Origin of the sequence: Sphingomonas agri, assembly GCF_038148795.1 — a bacterium.
Taxonomy (GTDB): domain Bacteria; phylum Pseudomonadota; class Alphaproteobacteria; order Sphingomonadales; family Sphingomonadaceae; genus Sphingomicrobium; species Sphingomicrobium agri.
This window is the reverse complement of record NZ_JBAPEU010000003.1, coordinates 379242-399521: the sequence shown is the minus strand read 5'-3', so window position 1 is coordinate 399521 and position 20280 is coordinate 379242. Positions and strand designations below refer to the sequence as shown.

Below are 20280 nucleotides of genomic sequence, written 5' to 3'. Positions count from 1 at the left end.
AATAGCCAATCGCTCGAATATGCCCGGGCGCCCGCATTAAGATTTCATTTAACCTATTGGACAGAGAAAGCGTTGTGGCGCCGTAATATTTTGATCGCATTGTCGGAGGACGGAAACTCCTCATCAATTACTTGCCAATACGTTCGGAGCAGTGCAAGCGTAGTCGCCGTTCGAAGTTGTGCTCGAGCAGGTGCGGGGTTGGGGTTTTCATGGGCAACAGGGTAACTGCAAAAATCTTCGTCGGCTATGACAGCAGGGAGGACATCGCGTGGGAGGTTTGCAGGCACTCGCTGCTGCGCCATGCCGATGAGGACCTGATCGTCATTCCGATCCGGCAGGAATCGGTCCGGGAACTTGGGCTTTACACCCGCCCACTCGACAAGGGTGCCTCGACTGAATTCTCGATCACAAGATTTCTGACGCCCTATCTCGCGGCCCAGTCGGGCTGGGTCGCGTTCTGCGACTGCGACTTCCTCTTCACCGTCGATGTTCGCGAAGTGTTTGAAGGGCTTGATCCATCCAAGGCGGTCTACTGCGTTCACCACGACTATACCCCTGCCCATTCGATCAAGATGGATGGGAAGGCACAGTCGGCCTATCCGCGGAAGAACTGGTCGTCCTTCATGCTTTTCAACTGCGACCATCCCGATGTGCAGGCTCTCACGCCTGCGGTCGTCAACTCGGCAACGCCCGCTTACCTCCACCGTCTCGAGTGGGTGCAGGACGCAGCTTCAATCGGCGCGCTCGACCTCGAATGGAACTTCCTGGTGGGCGAATATCCCAGGCCGGAGAGTACGCCGCGGGTTCTCCACTACACGGTCGGCGGACCCTGGTTCGACTCCTGGCAGGACTGCGACTTCGCCGACTTGTGGCTGCGCGAGCGCGATCTCTATCTTCAGTCGCTCAACAGGCCGGTCCTCCAGGTCGCCTGAAGGCGCTTGGCCGGCGCGAGGTTCTCGGGCCGGGTCCTGGCCGGCTGACGCGATACACTGATCTAGAGAGCGACGTAGAAGCGCTCGCAGAACGGGCTTAGCTGCGGGTGGTGATAGGGATCCCGAAGCTGGTCCGTGTTCCAGTGACGTTTGAGAGCCGCGAGTTCCTTCGCAAATCGGACACGGTTCTCCTTTGCGCTGTCGCTGCCTCTCGACTTTGATTCATGGTGAATCAGCACCGCGCGCGGCTCATAGAATGACTGCCAGCCCCGAGCGTTCAGCTTAAGACACAGGTCGACATCGTTGAACGCGACCGGAAAATCGCTCTCGTTGAAGCCGCCCACATCAAAAAACTTGTCCTTGCCGACGAGGAGACATGCCGCTGTCACAGCGCTCACTCGCTGCGGCAGGCGATCGCGCAGGAAGTAACCGGTCTCTTCACCTCGCTGATACCGATGCGCGTGGCCAGCTCCACCGCCCACACCCGTTACCACACCCGCATGCTGAACGGTTCCGTCGGGATAGAGCAGGCGCGCCCCGACGGCTCCAATATCCTCCCTGATCGCCTGCAGGGCGAGCAGGGAAAGCCAGTCGCCGTCAATCACCTCGACGTCATTGTTGAGGAAGCACAGCAATTCGCCTTTCGCGTGCTTTGCCGCAAGGTTGTTCATTGCCGAGAAGTTGAAGGCGCCGGTGACATCCAGAATCCTGACGCCCTCCGACTTGAGCGCCTCGAAGTAGGCTAGGGTTTCGGGATCATCGCTGTCGTTGTTGACGACGATGAGTTCAACGTTGGGGTAGGCCGTGCGTCCCACTCCCTCAATGCAGGTGCGGAGCAACGAGAGCCGGTTACGAGTGGGCACGATGATGGAAACGAGCGGCGAGATCTTTGCGGCAAGCAACGGAGGCTTGGATGGGACGAAGGGGTCCGGCCGGCTTGCTCTGTGGTGCAGGACAACAGGCAAATGAACCGGCGGACCGCGCTTCAGCGCCGCCCGGACGAGCGTAGCCTGCCAGTCTTCGGATCGCGAGTTCGCAAGTTCGCCAAGCATGTCCGAAGTTGAGCGGATGATCGCAGACCCGGTAATGAAGTCATGGTGTTCGAATAGTTCGGGATTCCAGTCCGGCTTGAAATGCGGTTCCCGGCGCCCTCCCTCCCCTATGAGGTCATCATCGGCATAGATGATCCAGCTGTCCGGGAAACGCGCAGCGGCGGTCGAATAAATGTCGATGGCGTCCCTTGCCAATCGGTCGCCTGCATTGATGATGCAGAGCCAGTTTCCTTGAGAAGAGATCAGGCTTGCAAGTTCGCTCGCCCTGTCCGCTGCCGAACCGCTCGCCTTCAGGATGATTGGGGCTGGAGCTCGGGAACTTTCGATCGAGGCGATCGTGAGTTCGGGAGCCCCGGTCGAGCGGCCGCAATCAATCACCGGAACGATGAGCGGGGAGCGCGCAGGGCATTTCGCGAGGATGGCCTCATGGACGCCAGGCTCCACGCGGGCAATCCACAAGGCATAGGCATTGGGCGAGCGACCCATGAGCGCGGCCAGCCGGTTGCGTGAGCGGACCCGTAGTCTGCGCAGGCGCCAGAATAATGCCTTAGCGTAGCCTGGCGGATCGAACCGAAAAGCGTCGGCATGAACCAGCAACGCCAGCCAAGATCTGCGCAGGGCAGCAGACGCCGAGCGACGTCTCGAGGTTCGTTGCGAACCGCGGGTCGGAGACTTCGGACGCAACGTCTCTTCTTGATGGCTCGTGGCCATCACAGGCTTTCACTCATCCGAACATATCACTCTGGTTTGTGGAGTAAGAGCAGTGCAACTGCACGCCGATCGATGCTCGAGCCCCATGCTCCTTCAGTAGCCGACCATGATTCGGCTTGCGATCGCCTTTCTCACCTTAATTCAGTCGACGGCTGAGCGGCAATGATTCCCGCCACTTGAGAGTATGTTGCACTGCCGCAACACACCAATGCGAATTTGCGTGCTCAGACGGAACCGGACTCACTTATTCTGCGTCTCGCTTGCTGCACGATTGTTTGCTAAACTGCTGACGCGAGGAGAAGAACCGTTGGGGCCACTCAGTGATGAGCAGTTTCGCTTTGGAAATAATCGTCGTGCTGCTATTGGAACTCGCAGACTGCTTTTGAAATAAAGAGTAGTTTCGGAATTAACCAGCCGTTTACTTCTAAAAACAAAATCTAAGTTCAGTAGAAAGGGGTTACAAACATGAGGCGATTGCATACCGGCGTAGTATCGGCGCTCGCATTGGTGATGGGGCTTACGGCCGCTCAGGCCGACGCCCAGGGTCTCCGCGGCTTCCGGGCCGAAGTGGACGGCGGCGTCAGCAGCTTCCACTCGGAGGGCAACAGCAAGTCGAAGATCGGCTGGGGCGGCGCTGTCGGCGTCGACGCCTACGTGGCGAACAGCTTCGTTCTCGGCGCTGAAGGCACCTTCTGGTGGGCTCCGGCCGAGAACCACACGATCGATGGTGCTGGGCTTGCCAATCACAAGACCTTTGAAGAGTGGGGCGTTGCTGCCCGCGCCGGCTACGAGTTCGCGCCGGGTACACTCGTCTATGGTAAGGTCGGCTGGGTTCGCAACGAGCAGCGCAAGGAGTTCGTACCGTTCCTTCCGGGAACGACGACCCCTGGCGGTGCGGTGACCCCGGGCTATTACTACCATCACTTCCACACGAGTGGGCTCGTGTGGGGTGGCGGCATCGAGCAGAACATCACCGACATGTTCTACGTGAAGGCCGAAGGTCGTTATTCGGACTACAAGGACCACACCCACACGCTGACCGGCCTCATCGGCGTCGGCGTCCTGGTCGGTGGTGCTCGTGTCGAAGCGGCTCCGCCGCCTCCGCCGCCTCCGCCGCCGCCTCCGCCGCCTCCGGCGACGCAGACGTGCCCGGACGGTTCGGTGATCCCGGCTACGGACACCTGCCCGGCTCCGCCGCCTCCGCCTCCCCCGCCGCCGCCGCCGGCGCAGCGTGGCGAACGCGGCTAAGGCCGATACACATCGTCAAGTTTGGGGGCGGGCCTTCGGGTCCGCCCCTTTTCTTTGGAGTGAAGCCTCGGCCGCTGCCCGTCCCTAATTGGAACATCGCCGCCGCCCCTTCGCAGATTAAATTGTCTTTACTGTAAGGAACTTGGATACATCGGCGCCCGTTGGGTGCGAGCCCGGGGTGTTTGCCGGTGCAGGTAGAGCGAGGTCGAGAAGATGGGGACAATCACAGGTACGGCAGGTCCGGATTCACTTACCGGCACTTCCGGCGACGACACGATCTTTGGACTTGGCGGAAATGACACGCTGAATGGCGGCGCCGGGCACGATATCCTGACTGGCGGCGCGGGAAGCGACATTCTCATCGGAGGCATCGGGACCGATATCTACCAGGACACCGCCGCCAACTTTAACGGCGACGAGATCGTGAACTTCAAGATCGGCGATCGCATTCAGATAACCGATCTAGATCTTTCCCATGGTTCGATCGGACTGAGCGGGAACTTGGTCACGTACAACAACAATGGTGTCGGGGGCACGATTACGATCGACGACGTGGGACCGGGTCGCCTTGTCCTTCGACTGATGAATACAGGAGGCGTCGAGCTTCGCCTTCAGGAAGTCGCCCACAATGACTTCAACGGGGACGGCCGGAGCGACGTCCTGTGGCGCAATGACAGCGGCCGGGTCACCGACTGGCTGGGCAACGCGAACAGCGGCCTTAGCGGCAATTTCGCCAACGCCGACCTCAATGCCGGCCTCGACTGGCACATTGCCGGGACCGGCGATTTCAACGGCGATGGCCGAAGCGACATCCTGTGGCGCAATGACAATGGCGACATTACGGACTGGCTCGGCCAGACCAGCGGCAATTTCACGAGCAACTTCGGCAATGCCTATTACCAGCTCGACAATAGCTGGCACGTCGCCGGGACCGGTGACTTCAACGGCGACGGGCACGAGGACATTCTCCTGCGCAATGACAGCGGCCGCGTGACCGACTGGCTTGGCCAGGCGAACGGCAGCGGCGGCTTTACCGGCAACTTTGCCAATGCCGATTCCAACGCCGGGCTCGACTGGCACATCGTTGGCACCGGCGACTTCAATGGCGACGGGATGAGCGACATCCTCTGGCGCAACGACAATGGCGACGTGACCGACTGGCTCGGCCAGGCGGGCGGCGGTTTCGCAAGCAATTTCGGCAACGCTTATTACCAGGTCGACAACACTTGGCACATTGTCGGGACTGGCGACTTCAACGGCGATGGCACCGCCGATATTCTGTGGCGCAACGACAGCGGCCGCGTCACCGACTGGCTCGGCCAGTCGAACGGCACCGGAGGCTTCACGCCCAACTTTGCCAATGCCGACCTTAACGCAGGAACCGATTGGCACATCGTCCAGATCGGTGACTTCAATGGCGATTCCATCGACGACATCCTCTGGCGCAACAACAACGGGGACGTCACCAACTGGCTGGGCCAGGCCAACGGCAATTTCGTCAGCAACTTTGGCAATGCCTACTACCAGGTGGATAACACCTGGCACGTGCAAGATCCGATGACCCATCTCATCTGATCGCAATCACGAAGGTGGGAGTCCCGGCGAGCGCTAACCGCGCACGCCGGGACGCACCGCGCGCCTAGGCCCGGTCACCCGGACGAACTTCAAACCCTTATCGATCGCCTGGACGGATCAGAACGCCGGTCCAAGCCTCCTGTTCGCCTCACATCCCGCAAGGGCGCGATATTCGATCTCCAAGTCGGCCTCCCGATCGCGAGCGATCAAGGGCTGCAGCCGCTGAGCGCCCGGCTGCGGAACGCCCAGCATGGGGCACCCGGTCAGGAAGGCAATCGGCGGGCCTCGCGGCCCAGACTAGACGAGCGATTCCTGGACGTGCCAGCTGTTATCGATGTGGTAGTAGGCATTGCCAAAGTTGCTGACGAAGCCGCCGCCCGCCTGACCGAGCCAGTCGGTCACATCGCCATTGTCGTTGCGCCACAGGATGTCGCTTCGGCCATCGCCGTTGTAGTCGCCGGTCCCGGAAATATGCCAGTCGAGCCCGGCATTGGCATCGGCGTTCGCAAAATTGCTGACGAAGCCGCCACTTCCGGACTGGCCGAGCCAGTCGGTGACCCGGCCGCTGTCATTGCGCCACAGGATGTCCGTGCGCCCGTCGCCGTTAAAGTCTCCCGTACCGGCGATATGCCAGCTGTTGTCGACCTGGTAATAAGCGCTGCCGAAGTTGCTTGTGAAACCACCCCCCGACTGACCAAGCCAGTCGGTGACATCGCCATTGTCGTTGCGCCACAGGATGTCCGAGCGCCCGTCGCCGTTGAAATCCCCCGTGCCGACGATGTGCCAGTCAGTTCCGGCATTGGCATCCGCGTTGGCGAAGTTGCTGACGAAACCGCCGCTTGCCGCCTGGCCGAGCCAGTCCGTCACCCTGCCGCTGTCATTGCGCCACAGGATGTCCTCGCGGCCGTCCCCGTTGAAATCGCCGGTTCCCGCAACGTGCCAGCTATTGTCGATATGATAGTAGGCATTGCCGAAATTGCTGACGAAGCCCCCACCTGACTGCCCGAGCCAGTCGGTGACATCGCCATTGTCGTTGCGCCACAGGACGTCACTGCGACCGTCGCCGTTAAAATCCCCGGTGCCAGCGACGTGCCAGTCTGTCCCGGCATTCGCATCGGCATTGGCGAAATTGCTGACAAAGCCTCCGCTTCCCGCCTGGCCGAGCCAGTCGGTCACGCGGCCCGTATCATTGCGCCACAAAATGTCGTCACGGCCGTCACCATTGAAATCGGTATGGCCCGAAAATGACGAAGACATGATCGCGGCTGCAAGGCTCAGTTGGACCCCACTGCCCGAGGCCGCGCTCATGGAAAGCGCGCCGCCAGGAGCGTTCGACAAGGTGAGCGAACCGCCGCTGTAGGTCAGGGTCGATCCCGACAGGCTGAACGAGAAGCTCCCTAGACTTGCATCGCTGAACACAATTTTGTCGCCGACGGTAAAGTCCGTGATCTTGTCGCCGTTGTGGCCAGCAATCGTGTCTAGAAATGTGTCGTTCCCGCCACCCCCTGTAAGGACGTCATTTCCCAGCCCGCCGGTCAGGACGTTGCCTGCGGAATTGCCGATGATAGTATCGCTGCCGCTTCCGCCGATCGCATTTTCGATGACAACGCCGCGGCCGATGCTGAGATTGCCGATGTTGCCGTTGACGTTGGAGAACGTCTCCGGATTGAGATTGATCAGCTGATTGGCGGATGAACGCGAGTAATCGAGCGTGTCGTTGCCGCCACTGTCGAATATTGTGAGCGCAACGTTGGGGTACAGGCTGGCATCATAGACGCCGCCCGCGTTCGAGTTGAAGCCGTAAGTCGTGTTCCCGGTATGGGTGGTGGTCGAGAGCCCATACAGGGTTTGCATGGCAACGATGTCCGCTTCCATCGGAGTCACCGCGAAGTCGCGGCTGAACCCCTGGCTTGCGAAATAAGTATTCTGCCGCTCGTCGAAGTACGACATGATCGACGTTGACCAGGCGTCGTTCTGGAACAGCGCATCGGTCGAATAAGTGGCGTTGCCGTTATAGTCGCCGGCGTGACCCAGGCCTAGCGCATGCCCAATCTCATGGACGTAAGTCTGGAAACTATAGCTGTTGAGGCTGGTGCCGTAGCGGGTCACCCACGAGCTCGAGATATGAACGTGAGCGGAGCTGGTGATACCGCCCGAATAGCTTGCGTCCGTCGCTGCGACCGGGTTCCCGGTTGAGTCCTCGCTATCGTCGAACACAATCTGTCCGCCGGTCGCCACCTCCTGGAAATGAACGCCGATGATATCGGACCATTCCTGAAGGGCTGTCCGGGCAAGGTTCTGTTCCCCGGCATTCAAGGTGCTCATGTTGACGGAGATCGTGCCGCCCTGGCTCGCCGCAAAGTGATGTGAACTTCCTCCCCAGTAGCCCTGGGTTAGGTAAGCAGCGAGCGTGTCGATCGTCGCAAGCGGCGGCTGAGTGCCGGCCTGCACGGACACCTGGTAGGTTCCGCTGTAAGCATTGTTGAAGGCGCCAACGTCGACGTAATAGGTGCCGGACGAAGTGGGCGTGAAGGTAACCTCCGAGTTGCGGTCGGATCCGGACTTGATGTCGTCGTTCGTAAAGATGACCTGGCCCGAGGAATCCCGGATGTTGAGCAGCGGGTCCACGAGCGTGATGCCGAAGACGCTCGCCGTGACCTGCTGGCCCGCGACCAGATTGATCGCGAACCAGTCATGGTCGCCATTGGCATCGAGCACGTTCGTGGTGCTGCCGCCGACCGTCAGCGTAGAAGTCGTTGAAAGATCGCCCGGGATATCGGCCAACGCAGTTACTCCTTCGCCGCTTTCGCAACTTCGATTGCCAGCGCTTCTGCAAAGCGGCGGATCGAGTCCGGACTGAGCTCCCTGTCCATCACGGCGAAATTCTGGTCCGGAAGCGTGCGGCCGTTCACGACTAGGACCGCCGATAGTCTGGAAGACGACATCACGTTGATACTCGCGCGGTAGCGCGCAGTAGGTGCTGCGGCGGCGATTGCGCGTTCAATTTCGCTGCAAACGGCCTCGCTTCCGCCGGCGGCTCGGGGCAAGCTGGATGCATTGACCACCTCGCAGCGGCCTCGTGGTTCGTGACCCCTCGTGCTCACCGCGCCGGCACCTGCGGACCAAACCGCCGCACCAACGAAGAGCCATATCCCAGCAAATCTTCCCCGCATCCTCAGTGTCGTACGGCCGTTACAATTAACGTCTGATGACTTTTTTCTCAATATTACAAATGGTTACCGGACGGTTCACTTTTCGGCCGATACCCCGCTCTTAACGGGCCTTGCCACAAGTGGTGACGATTGGCGGGGGCAGTGCTCGAACCAGCGACCGCCGGTGTCAAAACCTTGATCCGTCGACCGGGGCCCACCGGCCGGGAGGTTAGCCCAGGGAAATTGTGCTTACCAATCGGTTAGGGCGGGCCGGTGCTGCTAGCCTCACACGCCCGCGCGGATTCGCGAACGCCCGGGATTAGAAGGAAAGAGCGTCCAGCGCTCGGCTTTGAGCAGGAGGTCGTCGTGAAAAGGAGAGAATTCGTGATGGCTGCAACCGGCGCGCTTGCTGCAGCGCCCGTGGCGCAAGCGGCAGTGATGTTGAGCGGTCCGCCAGGCCCCTCGCCATCAAAGTCGGGCTATGTCGATGTCAACGGCCTTCACATGTATTACGAGCGGCACGGACAGGGCGGGATCCCGCTCGTCCTCCTTCACGGCGGTTTCTCGGCGATCGGAACATCGTTCGGAGTGCTCCTTCCCGGGCTTTCAGCCAAGCGCGAAGTCATCGCGTTTGAACTCCAGGGTCATGGCCATACGGCCGACATCGATCGTCCGCTGAGCTACGAAGCGATGGCGGGCGACATCGGCGCTGCCCTCGAGGCTCTGCATATCCCGAGCGCAGACGTGTTTGGCTATTCGGTGGGCGGCGTGGTCGCGCTGCACCTCGCGCTTCAGCATCCCGACAAGGTGCGCAGGCTCGTGATCCTCTCGGCAACCTACCGGCGGGACGGAATCCAGCCGGGCCTCATGGACAATCTGGGCAAGATGCAGCCGGCGATGATGCACGGCACGCCCTGGTACGAGGAATATGAGAAGATCGCGCCAAGGCCCGAGGATTTCGACCGTCTGTTCACCAAGAAGAACGAGATGGACAAGAACCAGAAGGACATTCCGGACGATGCGATCCGTGGGCTGAAAATGCCGGTGCTCCTGATTGCCGGCGACAATGATTTGCCGACGCTCGAGCATATGGCGAAATTCTACCGCCTGCTGGGCGGCGGCGGCTTTGGAGACATGCCGCCGGGATTACCCAAATCCCGGTTGGCGATTCTTCCCGGGACATCCCACGTCACAGCGCCCAGCAAAAAGGTGCTTCTGCTTGAGATCATTCCAGACTTTCTCGACGGCTAGGAAGCGGCCGCCGGGCTTACTGTGGTTTTCGTCACCCTCGGATCAGTCGCCGCTGCAAGGGGGCTGCGAGGGGAAAGTCAGGCATAGGCATAGGGCCCGCCCCGCTCGAGCGCCTTGCGATAGCCGGGTCGCGCGTGAATGCCCTCCAGCCACTGCGCCAGATTCGGCCGGCCGTCCTCCAGACCGGCCCGACTGGCGGCAGCCTCGAGCGGAAAGCTCATCATGACGTCCGCTGCTGTGAATTCATCGCCGGCGAACCAGGAGCGGCCGGAAAGCTCGGATTCGAGCCAGTTGAAATGCACCGCCAGCATCCTGAGAACGACATCCCGGGCCCGCGCGCCTCCTTCCCCAAGCTGGCCGACGACCAGCAGCGCAAATAGCGGACCCATCAGTGAGCCCTCGGCATAATGAAGGAACTGCCGGTAGCGCAGCGCCTCGGTCGGGTTCTGTGGAGCGCCCATTTTCCCGCGCGCCTTCTCGACCAGGTATTCGATGATCGCGCCGGTTTCGACGACGACCAGTCCCTCGTCCTCGACAACTGGCGATTTTCCCAGAGGGTGGACGCGGGCCAATTCAGGAGGCGCGAGAAAGGTCTGGGGGTCGCGTGCGTAGTGCCTTACCTCGTAATCGAGGCCCAGCTCTTCAAGCAGCCAGAGGATTCGCTGCGATCGCGAGTTCTCGAGATGATGGACAATCACCATTGGGGTCACCTCCCGATCAGAACTTCCGCAATGCGCATGCGGGCATGGAAACTGTTTAGCGCCGGGGAGCGCCTGGCAGATGTCGCGCAAGTTGGGACAGTTCGTCCACCCTCGGCGCAAACAAATTGTGGAGCGGCCGGGAAGTGATTTCGGTATGCCTGTCGAGGTTAAGCGCATCGTTTGCAGGAACAAGCCGGTTCACCAGAAACTCTTCGAACCCTTCCTTGCTGTCCCAGATCTCGGTGATCCGAAATCCATCGTCGATGGGAGCCGTCATGTGCAGAAAAAGCCCCGGCGCCGGATTGCGCTCGACACCCATTTCGTCGAGCACTGCACGATATTCCTCCGGCGTGAGGCCCGAGACGTCCAATGTCGTCACTACCATTGCAAGTCCTCCTCGCAGCGGCTTGTCATCGGTTCGCCGGGGCAACAAGACGAGCTCTTATGCTAGTATCCGTGCTACTGGCCGGGCTTGCACGGGCCGGTCCAGTGCGATCCCGTCTGATCGATCAGGCAGCGGCGGAACGAGCGGCGAAGGATCGCAGCCGCCAAGCCTCCCAGCGGCTCACATCCATGCTCCGCGCGCCATTGCCGCAGCGCAAAGAAGGATCAAAGCAACGCCTGCAAGCTCAATGGTGACGATGGCCTTGAGGGTTGAGAGCTGGCGTGCCTGAATGGCCGGGGTTCCGGAACTGGGAAGCTCACGGCCCCACGACAAAAAGGTCTTGGTTGGGATGATCGACAGAAGGCCGACCGCGATAAAGAGCGAGATCTTGGCGATGAAGGCGGGGTTCGACAGGTAGAACTCGGCGCCTTTTTCCAAATAGAGCACGCGGACCACGCCGATTGCGAGGACGAGGCCGGCGGATACTCCGAAGATGGCATCGGCAAGCCGCAGCGAACGCGCGACCGACCTCGTGAATTCGAGCCTCAGCAAGACGAATTCCCCCCCAAGCGCCGCGGTGAGGGTTAATGCTGCAAGATGATGCAGGAATGCGAAGAGGGTCGGCACCGCTCAAGTTCTCCCGGCGCGGTTGGCGTTTGAGATTGCTTCGGCGAAACGCATCATGTGGGACATTCCCCCAGTCCGGGACGGCACTCGGTCGCGAGGCCGCGCCCGCAGTCGCAAGTGATCCATAATGGGCAGGATCTCCTTCAAAGTATTATCGCGAGATCTAAGATTCGAGTCAGCATCAGTCCCATGAAACGGTGCGTATTCATTCAATCAGGCAAGTATGACCTTCTTCGACCTTCTGTCGATGATGACGAGATCGATAGTCAAGACGATTAATGGTTCGTGATCCTGACTTGACCATTCACAGGTTACCTTAACGTACGTACCTTTTTAGGGTGTTTATCCCTATATATTTTTATTCTAACCAGTTCCCAAAGCAATTCCGGGGCGGAGAACAAGAGGATACTTCAAGCTTGCACCCGTCGGTTCGGGGAGCTTTGGCCGGGTAACAGGTCCTATTCGGTCAAGAATTCCATGTTTGTTTGTCGAAAGGGAGTTCATGCCTGACCAGCCCATCTTCGAGCTTGCCATCGAGCGTCACTTCAACGCTCCGCCTGTCAGGGTTTGGGAAAGAATGACCGGCAAGCTCGCCGAATGGTGGTCGCCAAGGCCTTGGACGACCGAAGTGACTGCGCTCGAATGGCGCGCCGGCGGCCCCTTCAACATGATCGTGCGCGGACCCGGCGGCGAGCAGATCGAGACGATCGGCGTGCTGCTCGAAGTTATCGAAGGGCGGCAAATCACCTTTACCGATGCGTTCGCCTCGGGTTGGTTCCCAAGACCCGCGTTCATGGTCGGGCAAATGACCATCGAACCCGATCGTGACGGGACACGCTACCGGGCGCTGGCGCGGCACTGGGACCGGGCCGCGCTCGACGAGCATCGCCAGAATGGGTTCGAAGTCGGCTGGGGTGCCGCCGCCGACCAGCTCGAGCAGCTCGTCGAGGCCTAGTCGCATGAGGACTGCAACAGGTGGTGCCAGCCCTGCAGCTCAGCCAGCGAGCGCGTCGCGGGTAGTGGTCGGACCCTTGGGGCTCCGCCATGAACAAGCGTGGCGTCGCTTGTGGGAAGGCTATCTCGCTTTCTATGAGGAAAGCATTCCACCCCAGGTCACCGACCGCAGCTGGCAAATGCTGGTGAACGCCGAGAACAGAACGATGGGCCTTGCCGCCGAAGCCGATGGCGAGCTCGTCGGTTTTGCCAATATTCTCGTTCATTCGCGCACTTGGTCGTCGGGTCCGGCGGCCTATCTCGAGGACCTTTACGTACGCGGCGATTGCCGCGGCCGGGGCGTCGGGCGAGCGCTGATCGAGGCCGTACTGGAGCGTGGGCGGCAACGGGGCTGGAGCGAAGTCTATTGGCACACCGCGGCCGACAACGCCGCCGCGCGAAAGCTCTACGACCAGTTCACAGCGGTCGATGATCATGTGCGCTATCGCGTTTTCCTTCCTTGACTGGTCAGCCGCCTGGTCGTCGCAGCGCAGCAAGTTGTCCGGTTGGGTGGAGGCCCGCGCCTTCACTCGAGGCTCGTCCCTGCAAGTCCATGCCCCCGGCCTTGCAGGGCAGTCTCCTGAACAAAAAGCACCATCATGATTTCCCGCCCGGCGCGCACTTCCGCGGCATCGCCGCGCTTGCACCCGGCTGCGCTGCGGCCGGCATCTTTCCTCCTTACCCGTCGGTGCGTTGCCGGCTTTCGTTTGGTCTGGTTAAGTGCCGTGCGCTCAACACGGCGGGACGACCAATGCGCTTTTACCGACTTGCCGCGATCCTGCTCGGCGCATCCGCGCCGGCCCAGTCGGGCGTCTTTACCGATGACCTTTCGCGTTGCCTCGTCGAGAAATCGAGCGATGCCGACCGGACCGCCTTCATGCGCTGGATGTTCGCGGCCCTGACCCGGGATCCCGCGCTCGCCGACCTTGCACAGGTCAGCCAGGCAAGGCGCGACCGGATCAACAGAACTGCCGCCGATATCTATGGACGGCTCATCTTCCTCGATTGCCGCCCCGAGGCCGTCGCGGCGCTTAAGAACGAAGGATTGGATGCCCTTGGACCGGCGGGCCAGGCCCTGGGTGGAGCGGCGGCGCGGCGGCTCCTGGGTTCGCCCGCCGGCCAGGCCGAACTGCGCAAGTTCGGCGAGCTGACCGACCCCCGAAAATGGAACGCGCTCGCCCGCGAGGCGGGCATTCCTGTGCCCGACAAATAGCGCGCTGGAGGCGCCGAACAGGCGGAAAGTCCTCGACCATGGCGATCGACACCAAGGAAAGTCTCTGCCGACACCTCCAGGCCGCCATCGAGCTGGAGCATTCGACGCTGCCGCCCTATCTTTGCGCGCTCTATTCGATTGTCGCGGGGACCAACGAGGACGCCCGCTGCGTCCTCCAGAGCGTCGCGCTCGAAGAAATGCTTCACCTGACGCTTGCGGCCAACATCCTCAACGCCCTCGGGGGACAGCCCGTGCTCGATGCGCCGACGCTGCTTCCCCCGCATCCCGCCACGCTCCCGCACAGTAACGGCAGCGTTAGCCTCCGGCTGCGCCCATTTTCGAAAGAGGCGGTCAGGGGCTTCATGGAGGTGGAGCGCCCGGCGGACGCCGGCAGCAGCGCGCAGGACGAGGGCTATGCGACGATTGGGCAGTTCTACCAGGCGATCGACGAGGCGCTGGTGCGTCTGAGCCAGGAGCTTGGCGATCGCGAGTTATTCACCGGCGACCCGCAGCGACAGGTGACGGAGGACCTTTATTATGGCGGCGCCGGTCGCATCATCGCCGTCAGCGATCTTGGCTCTGCTCGCCGAGCACTGCGCGAGATCGTCGACCAGGGCGAGGGCCTGGATCATCGCTCGGTATTCGACGGCGACCGCGACATGTTTCATCCCGACCGCGACGAGCTTGGCCATTATTTCCGTTTCGAACAGCTCCTCGTCGGGCGTGCGTTCAAGCGCGGCGATACGCCATCGACCGGTCCCACCGGCGAACCGATCACGGTCGACTGGTCGGCGGTTTATCCGATGCGCGAGAATCCGAGGAGATCAGACCATTTGCCGGGCACTGCAGCGCGCGAGGCGATGGACGCGTTCAACACCTCCTACTGCACCGTCCTTCAGCTTCTCGAGCGCACCTTCAATGGCGTGCCGACCCTGCTCAAGTTCGCAACCGGGGCGATGTACGGCCTCAAGCAGCAGATCATCGACCTCATGGCAATGAACCTGAACGGCGAAGTCGCTTCCGTCGGGCCGAGCTTTGAATGGGTTCCGCCAGAGCAGCGCCGCTTCAGCGGGGCTAGGATTTCGGTCCTTCCCGCAGGGCCCTATCTGATGCGCGGAGAGATCGACGTATTCGATGCTCAAGGGAAGGAGCGCCTTCACGGCGGCGTGTGCGTATTGTGCCGCTGCGGCGGTTCGCGAACCAAGCCCTTCTGTGATGGAACCCACGCGCGCATCGGCTTTAGGGGCGAGGAATCCGCCAGCCACGATACCATGGCGGACCGGCGCAAGGCCTATCCCGCAGCCGGCGGTGCAACGGTGTTCGACGACCGCACGCGGTGCGCACATTTCGGTCAATGCACCGATCGATGTCCGGAGGCTTTCGGGGTCGGCGAGGAGGACTTCGTCAATCCAGCAGCCGCGCCGACCGACATGCTTGCAAGGGTCGTCGCCGGCTGCCCTTCAGGCGCGCTGACCTTTGCGCTTGCAGGCAGCGAGACACTCGAGGAACGCGAGCAGCCCAGCGTTCATCCGATCGTCGATGGCCCTTACCGCCTGCGCGGGGGGATCGAGGTGATTGGCGCGGACGGCGTGCCTTTCGAGGTGCGCGAGCGGCAGACTTTGTGCCGCTGCGGCAATTCGCGCAACAAGCCGTTCTGCGACGGGTCGCACTGGTACGCCGGATTTAGGGACCCGCTTCCGCCCGAACTCGAACATGCCGACCCGTTTCCGTGGACGCAACCGGGCGCCGCCGAGCGCGGGCGCGAACGCTATGCGCGCGAGCAGGCGGCGAAGGCCGCGGCAAGTGGCCGGCCCCAACAGTCCTGAAGATCGTGGAGCGGGGACGCCTGGAGGCCTTTTCAGATGGCGTGATCGCAATCGCGATCACGCTGCTGACGCTCGACATCAAGGTTCCCGCACCGCGCGCGCAGGGGCTGTACCTCGCGCACGACCTCATTGCCCAATGGCCCTCCTACCTTGCCTACGTCGTGTCGTTCCTCACCATCGGCGTCGTCTGGATGAACCACCACGCGACGTTGCAGCGGTTGCGCGCCGTCGATCACACGCTACTTGCGATCAACCTCCTGCTGCTCATGATCATCGCAGCGCTGCCCTGGTCGACCCGCCTGCTCGCCGAATATCTCGCCCAAGCCCACGGCAGCCATCTCGCCGCGGTCGTTTATGCGTTTAGCTTCTGGTTGCTGACCGCGGTCTTCTACGCAATGCAGCGCCACATCCTGTTCGGGCGCAACCAGCTGGCGCACGAACGGGTCGACGAAGCTTCTACGCGCAAGATCGACCGGCGCGGCCGGCAGGGCCTCATTCCTTATCTGGTCGCGGCGGCGCTCGGGCTGGTGTCCGCTTACCTGACACTCGCTATCTGTGCCATCGTCGCGCTCTACTATGCGTTGCCCGCGACCATGTACGAGCGCTCTGGGAAAGCGCCCGGCTAGCCGTCCAACGCAAACTCGCCGACGGGTCATCTTCGACCATGTGATCGCGGAGCTCACGCACCTTCATTGGCAAGATGTTCAAATCTCGCTGCCGCTCCGCGGCTAGTAGACAAACTGGTCTGAAGGGCTCAATCGGGCGCGCTCGCTCCACGGCCTTTTGCCAGGCGGTAGAAGAGCCACGCGAATAGAACCAAGGAGAGCAGGGCCAACGGCCACGTGATCAATATCGCGTAGATGAACTCATGAGCGCCGACGAGAAACGGCCCGACGTCCGTTTGTCCTATTCGGCACCCGAACGGATCATTGATGTAGTCATTGGGTGTTCCGGTGAAGATTTCTCCGTCGCCGATGTAACATCCAAGCGCGTGCGCGCTGGTACTTGCAAGGATGTTGGAGGTCATGGGAGCAGTGCCTACCGCAAGAGAGCCCATTGCGGCCCACAGCAACCGACGATTGCTTGGAAAGCGCCTGTGGCCGTCGATGGTCACCCTGATCCGTTCCCATGGGAGCGGTCCTGTTCCGCGAAGATTGTTTTTGCGCCGGCACGCTCGAACGTCAGGTTCACCGACCTTTCGCCTGCCGGACGGGTGCGATGGAGCGTTCCTGCCGGAACAGTGACGAACTGCCCCGCCTTCACCACCAACTCGCCATCGGGAAATTCGATGATCAGCTCGCCGTCCACCCCGAGGAACGTTTCATCGGAGTCCGGATGCCGGTGCCAGCGGAACTGCTCCGTCATCACGCTCATCCGGATTTCGTGGTCATTGACCTTACCGAGGGAGATGTTCTGGTACGCCTCGAGCAGCGCTTGGCTGAGCGTGAGCGGATCGACGAGGACCGGAGAGCGATCAGTCATGCTCGTCAGTTAGCCGGGCTGAGATGGGGCCGATAATCAATGCACAGGCGCTTCTGATAAGCGATCCTTATGGTTGATCGCAGCTGCCGGTCTGCGCAGCGCAAATTGGGCGATCCAGGAGCGGCCGTTGGCCTTGCCGGACCGCGGCTGAAAGCGGTGCGCCGGGGCGGTAAGCGACGGGCGGACCATCATCCACGGGCACGCAGGATTGGGATGATGCGTACGAAGATCACGCCGTGGATCAGAAGATAAAACGGAACGAGCACGGTCGGAATGAGCGAGAAGGGGAGAAACTGCATCGCCTCGGATCCGGGAGGCGAATGGAAGACTTGCAGCGGCGACCCGCTCGCAGAGGTCACTCCAAGGATGATGGCGCAGATGAGATCGGCGGTGCCGAAGATGTTCCAGGCAAGAATGGCCGCCGCGAGTCCCTTGCGAGGAATACCGGTGCGGGCGAGCGCGAGCGCGAGCGGGATCGAGACCACACCGGTGATGATGTCCCCCCATCCGGCAAAGAAGGGGAAGGGCCCGGCCAAGCGGCCGGCGGAAGCGAGCGCAAGGAACAGGATTGCGGCGATCCGGCCGGTATTGAGGATAATCAGCCAAGGGGTGGGAACGCTCGCGAAGGAGGCACGGAACGGGCCATAGGCTCCTGCAAGCACGCCGAGGATGAGCGGTGTAATCAGGCACAGCCCGATCATCGGAAAGGGGTACGAGATCGCCACCACTCCGAGCGATGCCGCTCCGGTCGCGAATCCGCTCCATGCTGCTGCGACTGCCGCCGCTGCGATACGCAGCACGGGACTGCCCGAGGCAAGCACGGCAATGGATGAGACCATGAAAATGATCAGGGTAAAGATCGCAGTGTATCCCAGAAGATCCAGCATCGTGGTTCCTTTCCTCGCGGCTCGTGACCGCGCTGCGAATTTTGGGCCAGAACGCGGTACAAGGGATCTCCCGTAGGTTGCCGCCTCGCCCGGCAATGAAGCCCGGGGGGACCCTCTTTTCGAGGAACGGCTGCCCAACGAATTGCGGGAAATGGCAGAGTGGGGTTGTGCTTACCAAGTGGTGCGTTGAGCTGCGGCCTTGGTTGCGGTGGGAGGCGAGGCCGGGACCTCGGGCGTGTCGTCGAAATATAGTGCAGAAAGCCGCTCGGTCGCCGGTGAAGCATCGGCTGGCGCTTAATGCGGAAGACATGCCTCTCGCCGCGACACCATCTTCACGGCGTCAGGCTGCTCAATAGATTATCCTTGGCTCCCTCGAGGCGCGCTAACTCGATCTTGAATGGAAGGTCGCGCGCGACTTCGCGGACGGCCGTGAGCAGTTCGCCGTCGACCGATGCTGCGAAGAACAAATCGCGGCAGCCGCCGCCAGTGACTACAGCGACTTCATAGGTTTGCGCGTCCACGTCTTCGAGCTTTGCGAGGAGCCGGTCTTCAAATTCATCGAGCGCGTCGCTCGAGAGCGGAAAGCCGGTTTCGCCGACGCCGTCGCTCGGCAGAACGCATCTTAGCCTCGCCATGAAATTCGCGTCGGCAAATTCACGCAAGGGCGCGTTGGCGAGCCGCGATCGAACGATCACCGGTCGCTCGTCTTTCGAGCGGCGCCTGAAGACGTGCCACTCGGGGCCCTCGCCCGAAATCGAAAAGCTGTTCATCGATGTCTCGTCCTTCGTATGCGGGTCAGGGAATCTGCGGACAGACAGGCGTACTCATTTCGGTGGATTCCGAAGCGTTCGGCTCTCTCATGGCTGCGCCCGGTTCGGGCACTATTTGCGGATCTCCACCTGCATTTCAGCAGCGGTCGCAAGGCCCCATTCGTAGAGGCCCTGAAGCATCGGACGAAGGCCGGCCGTGCGCGCCGTCAACGAATAGCGCATTCGTTGGTCCGCCCCCTTCACGCGGGCAATCAGTCCGTCGGCTTCGAGATCTCGAAGGCGTTCGGTGAGTACCTTGTCACTAAGGTTTGGGACGAGGCGCCGAAGCTCACCGTAGGCGAGCGGCTTTTCCTTCAGTTTTGAAATAATCACGGATTTCCATTTGCCGCCAATCAAGTTCAGCGCAAACTCGATTGGACAGTCGTAGGACCTCCGCGTCCGCGGTCCGATGATGTCGATCATGAAACGCAACCTCGCATCTTTTGGTTTTCCTAACCAAATAGTTAGTGGCGGGGCGTTCGGGGCGGAGCCGATCTCAAGCTCGACTTGGCGGGTCGTTAGATCCTGATCCGGCGTACGTTCTCAACTGCCGAGTGCAGCCACCACCAGCGCAGCCGTTTCAGAGCCGGAGAAATTCTGCTGCCCGGTAATGAGATTGCCGTCCCGCGTTGCAAAAGAACGCCGCAGGCCGCCCTGGGTGAAAATTGCGCCAAGCGCGTCGAGCTCGTCCTCTATCCGCCACGGCATGATCGAGGTGCCGCGCGGCAACGCACCCATCGCCCAGGTCGCCTCATCGGCGGCGTCCTCTTCGGCGTTGGTGAAGCCGGTCACGATCTTGCCCCTGGCAAGGAGAGAGCCGTCGCTGAGACGTGCGTAGCGCAGCACCGCAACGCCGTGACACAGCGCGCAGGCGATCTTCCCCATCTCGAAAAAGCGCGCGAACAGGCGGTGAAGTCCGGTTGCCTCCTCGAACGTGAACATCGGTCCTTGCCCGCCCGCGACGACGATTGCGTCGAATAACTCGGGATCGATCTCGGCGACCGGGGACGTCACTTTCAGAAGGTCGGCATATTCGGGCGTGTGAACGAATCCCGTGGTGATGAGATCGCCCGCCGACCAGCGGCTCGGATCGCGCGGGTCGCTCAGCGGGTCACCTTCGCACGGCCCACCGTCAGGGCTGAAGATTTCGACGTCGTAGCCGTGTTCGGCAAAGACGTGGAACGGATGGGCGATCTCGCTCCACCAGAAGCCGACCGGCCAGCCGGTGGTCGTCGACTTAGCCGGGTTGGAAACCACCAAGGCGATGCGCTTGGGCTTGGGAGACGCCGGGTTAATATCTCTGTGACCGATCGCTTTCATTCACTTGGCTCCGCTGCGCCGGCATGCGTCGATGGACGCCCCAATAAGGAGCTCTGGGAAGGGCAGGTAGGCCAGCGCTTATCCTAGGATTGCCGCCACCACTTTGAGGGCGGACT

21 protein-coding genes are annotated in these 20280 nt (G+C 61.4%); 9 read left to right on the top strand and 12 right to left on the bottom strand.

Annotated elements, in window-relative coordinates:
* Positions 1-209 precede the first annotated feature (209 nt).
* Positions 210-932, top strand: coding sequence for a hypothetical protein (locus V8192_RS14135; protein ID WP_341633741.1), 723 nt, complete (start codon positions 210-212; stop codon positions 930-932).
* 62 nt (positions 933-994) lie between these two features.
* Here the strand turns inward: V8192_RS14135 and V8192_RS14130 are convergent, their stop codons facing one another.
* Positions 995-2470: a glycosyltransferase family 2 protein gene (locus V8192_RS14130; protein WP_341633740.1), complete on the bottom strand. Its 1476-nt coding sequence runs from the start codon at positions 2468-2470 to the stop codon at positions 995-997.
* A 690-nt stretch (positions 2471-3160) separates the two neighbouring features.
* Here V8192_RS14130 and V8192_RS14125 point away from each other — a divergent pair.
* Positions 3161-3943, top strand: a complete 783-nt coding sequence (locus V8192_RS14125; RefSeq protein WP_341633739.1) for an outer membrane protein — start codon at positions 3161-3163, stop codon at positions 3941-3943.
* Positions 3944-4156: 213 nt separating this feature from the next.
* Positions 4157-5518: an FG-GAP-like repeat-containing protein gene (locus V8192_RS14120; protein WP_341633738.1), complete on the top strand. Its 1362-nt coding sequence runs from the start codon at positions 4157-4159 to the stop codon at positions 5516-5518.
* Between the two features lie 297 nt (positions 5519-5815).
* Here V8192_RS14120 and V8192_RS14115 read toward each other — a convergent pair whose 3' ends face one another.
* Both V8192_RS14115 and V8192_RS14110 read right to left on the bottom strand, forming a co-directional pair.
* The gene (locus tag V8192_RS14115) at positions 5816-8302 is read right to left on the bottom strand and encodes an FG-GAP-like repeat-containing protein (RefSeq protein WP_341633737.1); all 2487 of its coding nucleotides are present in this window, start codon (positions 8300-8302) and stop codon (positions 5816-5818) included.
* A 5-nt stretch (positions 8303-8307) separates the two neighbouring features.
* Positions 8308-8565, bottom strand: a complete 258-nt coding sequence (locus V8192_RS14110; RefSeq protein ID WP_341633736.1) for a hypothetical protein — start codon at positions 8563-8565, stop codon at positions 8308-8310.
* Positions 8566-9036: 471 nt separating this feature from the next.
* Between V8192_RS14110 and V8192_RS14105 the strand changes: the two genes are divergently transcribed.
* Positions 9037-9921: an alpha/beta fold hydrolase gene (locus V8192_RS14105; protein ID WP_341633735.1), complete on the top strand. Its 885-nt coding sequence runs from the start codon at positions 9037-9039 to the stop codon at positions 9919-9921.
* Between the two features lie 77 nt (positions 9922-9998).
* Here the strand turns inward: V8192_RS14105 and V8192_RS14100 are convergent, their stop codons facing one another.
* The 3 genes from V8192_RS14100 to V8192_RS14090 form a co-directional block, all read right to left on the bottom strand.
* On the bottom strand, positions 9999-10622 hold the full coding sequence (locus V8192_RS14100; protein ID WP_341633734.1) for a glutathione S-transferase family protein: 624 nt from the start codon (positions 10620-10622) through the stop codon (positions 9999-10001).
* Between the two features lie 55 nt (positions 10623-10677).
* Positions 10678-11007: a hypothetical protein gene (locus tag V8192_RS14095; RefSeq protein ID WP_341633733.1), complete on the bottom strand. Its 330-nt coding sequence runs from the start codon at positions 11005-11007 to the stop codon at positions 10678-10680.
* Between the two features lie 180 nt (positions 11008-11187).
* On the bottom strand, positions 11188-11634 hold the full coding sequence (locus V8192_RS14090; protein WP_341633732.1) for a DUF2214 family protein: 447 nt from the start codon (positions 11632-11634) through the stop codon (positions 11188-11190).
* A gap of 502 nt (positions 11635-12136) precedes the next feature.
* Here V8192_RS14090 and V8192_RS14085 point away from each other — a divergent pair.
* From V8192_RS14085 to V8192_RS14065, 5 genes are all read left to right on the top strand, one after another.
* On the top strand, positions 12137-12589 hold the full coding sequence (locus V8192_RS14085) for an SRPBCC domain-containing protein (RefSeq protein WP_341633731.1): 453 nt from the start codon (positions 12137-12139) through the stop codon (positions 12587-12589).
* A 4-nt stretch (positions 12590-12593) separates the two neighbouring features.
* The gene (locus V8192_RS14080) at positions 12594-13091 is read left to right on the top strand and encodes a GNAT family N-acetyltransferase (protein WP_341633730.1); all 498 of its coding nucleotides are present in this window, start codon (positions 12594-12596) and stop codon (positions 13089-13091) included.
* Between the two features lie 287 nt (positions 13092-13378).
* Positions 13379-13840: a hypothetical protein gene (locus tag V8192_RS14075; protein WP_341633729.1), complete on the top strand. Its 462-nt coding sequence runs from the start codon at positions 13379-13381 to the stop codon at positions 13838-13840.
* Positions 13841-13878: 38 nt separating this feature from the next.
* Positions 13879-15666 (top strand): ferritin-like domain-containing protein, encoded by a 1788-nt coding sequence (locus V8192_RS14070; protein WP_341633728.1) that lies wholly within the window; start codon positions 13879-13881, stop codon positions 15664-15666.
* Positions 15570-16292: a TMEM175 family protein gene (locus tag V8192_RS14065; RefSeq protein WP_341633727.1), complete on the top strand. Its 723-nt coding sequence runs from the start codon at positions 15570-15572 to the stop codon at positions 16290-16292. Before V8192_RS14070 ends, V8192_RS14065 begins: the two co-directional genes overlap by 97 nt.
* A 128-nt stretch (positions 16293-16420) precedes the next feature.
* Here V8192_RS14065 and V8192_RS14060 read toward each other — a convergent pair whose 3' ends face one another.
* The 6 genes from V8192_RS14060 to V8192_RS14035 form a co-directional block, all read right to left on the bottom strand.
* On the bottom strand, positions 16421-16693 hold the full coding sequence (locus V8192_RS14060) for a hypothetical protein (protein WP_341633726.1): 273 nt from the start codon (positions 16691-16693) through the stop codon (positions 16421-16423).
* 83 nt (positions 16694-16776) lie between these two features.
* Positions 16777-17148 carry a cupin domain-containing protein gene (locus V8192_RS14055; RefSeq protein WP_341633725.1) on the bottom strand — a complete coding sequence of 124 codons (372 nt, stop codon included), beginning with the start codon at positions 17146-17148 and terminating at the stop codon, positions 16777-16779.
* 188 nt (positions 17149-17336) lie between these two features.
* The gene (locus V8192_RS14050) at positions 17337-18035 is read right to left on the bottom strand and encodes a DUF8737 domain-containing protein (protein WP_341633724.1); all 699 of its coding nucleotides are present in this window, start codon (positions 18033-18035) and stop codon (positions 17337-17339) included.
* Between the two features lie 332 nt (positions 18036-18367).
* Positions 18368-18805, bottom strand: coding sequence for a DUF695 domain-containing protein (locus V8192_RS14045; protein ID WP_341633723.1), 438 nt, complete (start codon positions 18803-18805; stop codon positions 18368-18370).
* A gap of 111 nt (positions 18806-18916) precedes the next feature.
* Complete coding sequence (locus V8192_RS14040) at positions 18917-19267, bottom strand: winged helix-turn-helix transcriptional regulator (protein WP_341633722.1); 351 nt, start codon at positions 19265-19267, stop codon at positions 18917-18919.
* A gap of 120 nt (positions 19268-19387) precedes the next feature.
* The gene (locus V8192_RS14035) at positions 19388-20164 is read right to left on the bottom strand and encodes a type 1 glutamine amidotransferase domain-containing protein (protein ID WP_341633721.1); all 777 of its coding nucleotides are present in this window, start codon (positions 20162-20164) and stop codon (positions 19388-19390) included.
* Positions 20165-20280 lie beyond the last annotated feature (116 nt).

Excerpts from the sequence above, each read along its gene's own strand:
- V8192_RS14060 (WP_341633726.1), bottom strand. The coding sequence starts at position 16,693 with ATGACCTCCAACATCCTTGCAAGTACCAGCGCGCACGCGCTTGGATGT.
- V8192_RS14055 (WP_341633725.1), bottom strand. The coding sequence starts at position 17,148 with ATGACTGATCGCTCTCCGGTCCTCGTCGATCCGCTCACGCTCAGCCAA.
- V8192_RS14100 (WP_341633734.1), bottom strand. The coding sequence starts at position 10,622 with ATGGTGATTGTCCATCATCTCGAGAACTCGCGATCGCAGCGAATCCTC.
- V8192_RS14040 (WP_341633722.1), bottom strand. The coding sequence starts at position 19,267 with ATGATCGACATCATCGGACCGCGGACGCGGAGGTCCTACGACTGTCCA.
- V8192_RS14125 (WP_341633739.1), top strand. The coding sequence starts at position 3,161 with ATGAGGCGATTGCATACCGGCGTAGTATCGGCGCTCGCATTGGTGATG.
- V8192_RS14075 (WP_341633729.1), top strand. The coding sequence starts at position 13,379 with ATGCGCTTTTACCGACTTGCCGCGATCCTGCTCGGCGCATCCGCGCCG.
- V8192_RS14120 (WP_341633738.1), top strand. The coding sequence starts at position 4,157 with ATGGGGACAATCACAGGTACGGCAGGTCCGGATTCACTTACCGGCACT.
- V8192_RS14035 (WP_341633721.1), bottom strand. The coding sequence starts at position 20,164 with ATGAAAGCGATCGGTCACAGAGATATTAACCCGGCGTCTCCCAAGCCC.
- V8192_RS14085 (WP_341633731.1), top strand. The coding sequence starts at position 12,137 with ATGCCTGACCAGCCCATCTTCGAGCTTGCCATCGAGCGTCACTTCAAC.
- V8192_RS14080 (WP_341633730.1), top strand. The coding sequence starts at position 12,594 with ATGAGGACTGCAACAGGTGGTGCCAGCCCTGCAGCTCAGCCAGCGAGC.
- V8192_RS14135 (WP_341633741.1), top strand. The coding sequence starts at position 210 with ATGGGCAACAGGGTAACTGCAAAAATCTTCGTCGGCTATGACAGCAGG.
- V8192_RS14070 (WP_341633728.1), top strand. The coding sequence starts at position 13,879 with ATGGCGATCGACACCAAGGAAAGTCTCTGCCGACACCTCCAGGCCGCC.
- V8192_RS14045 (WP_341633723.1), bottom strand. The coding sequence starts at position 18,805 with ATGAACAGCTTTTCGATTTCGGGCGAGGGCCCCGAGTGGCACGTCTTC.
- V8192_RS14050 (WP_341633724.1), bottom strand. The coding sequence starts at position 18,035 with ATGCTGGATCTTCTGGGATACACTGCGATCTTTACCCTGATCATTTTC.
- V8192_RS14130 (WP_341633740.1), bottom strand. The coding sequence starts at position 2,470 with ATGGGTCGCTCGCCCAATGCCTATGCCTTGTGGATTGCCCGCGTGGAG.
- V8192_RS14095 (WP_341633733.1), bottom strand. The coding sequence starts at position 11,007 with ATGGTAGTGACGACATTGGACGTCTCGGGCCTCACGCCGGAGGAATAT.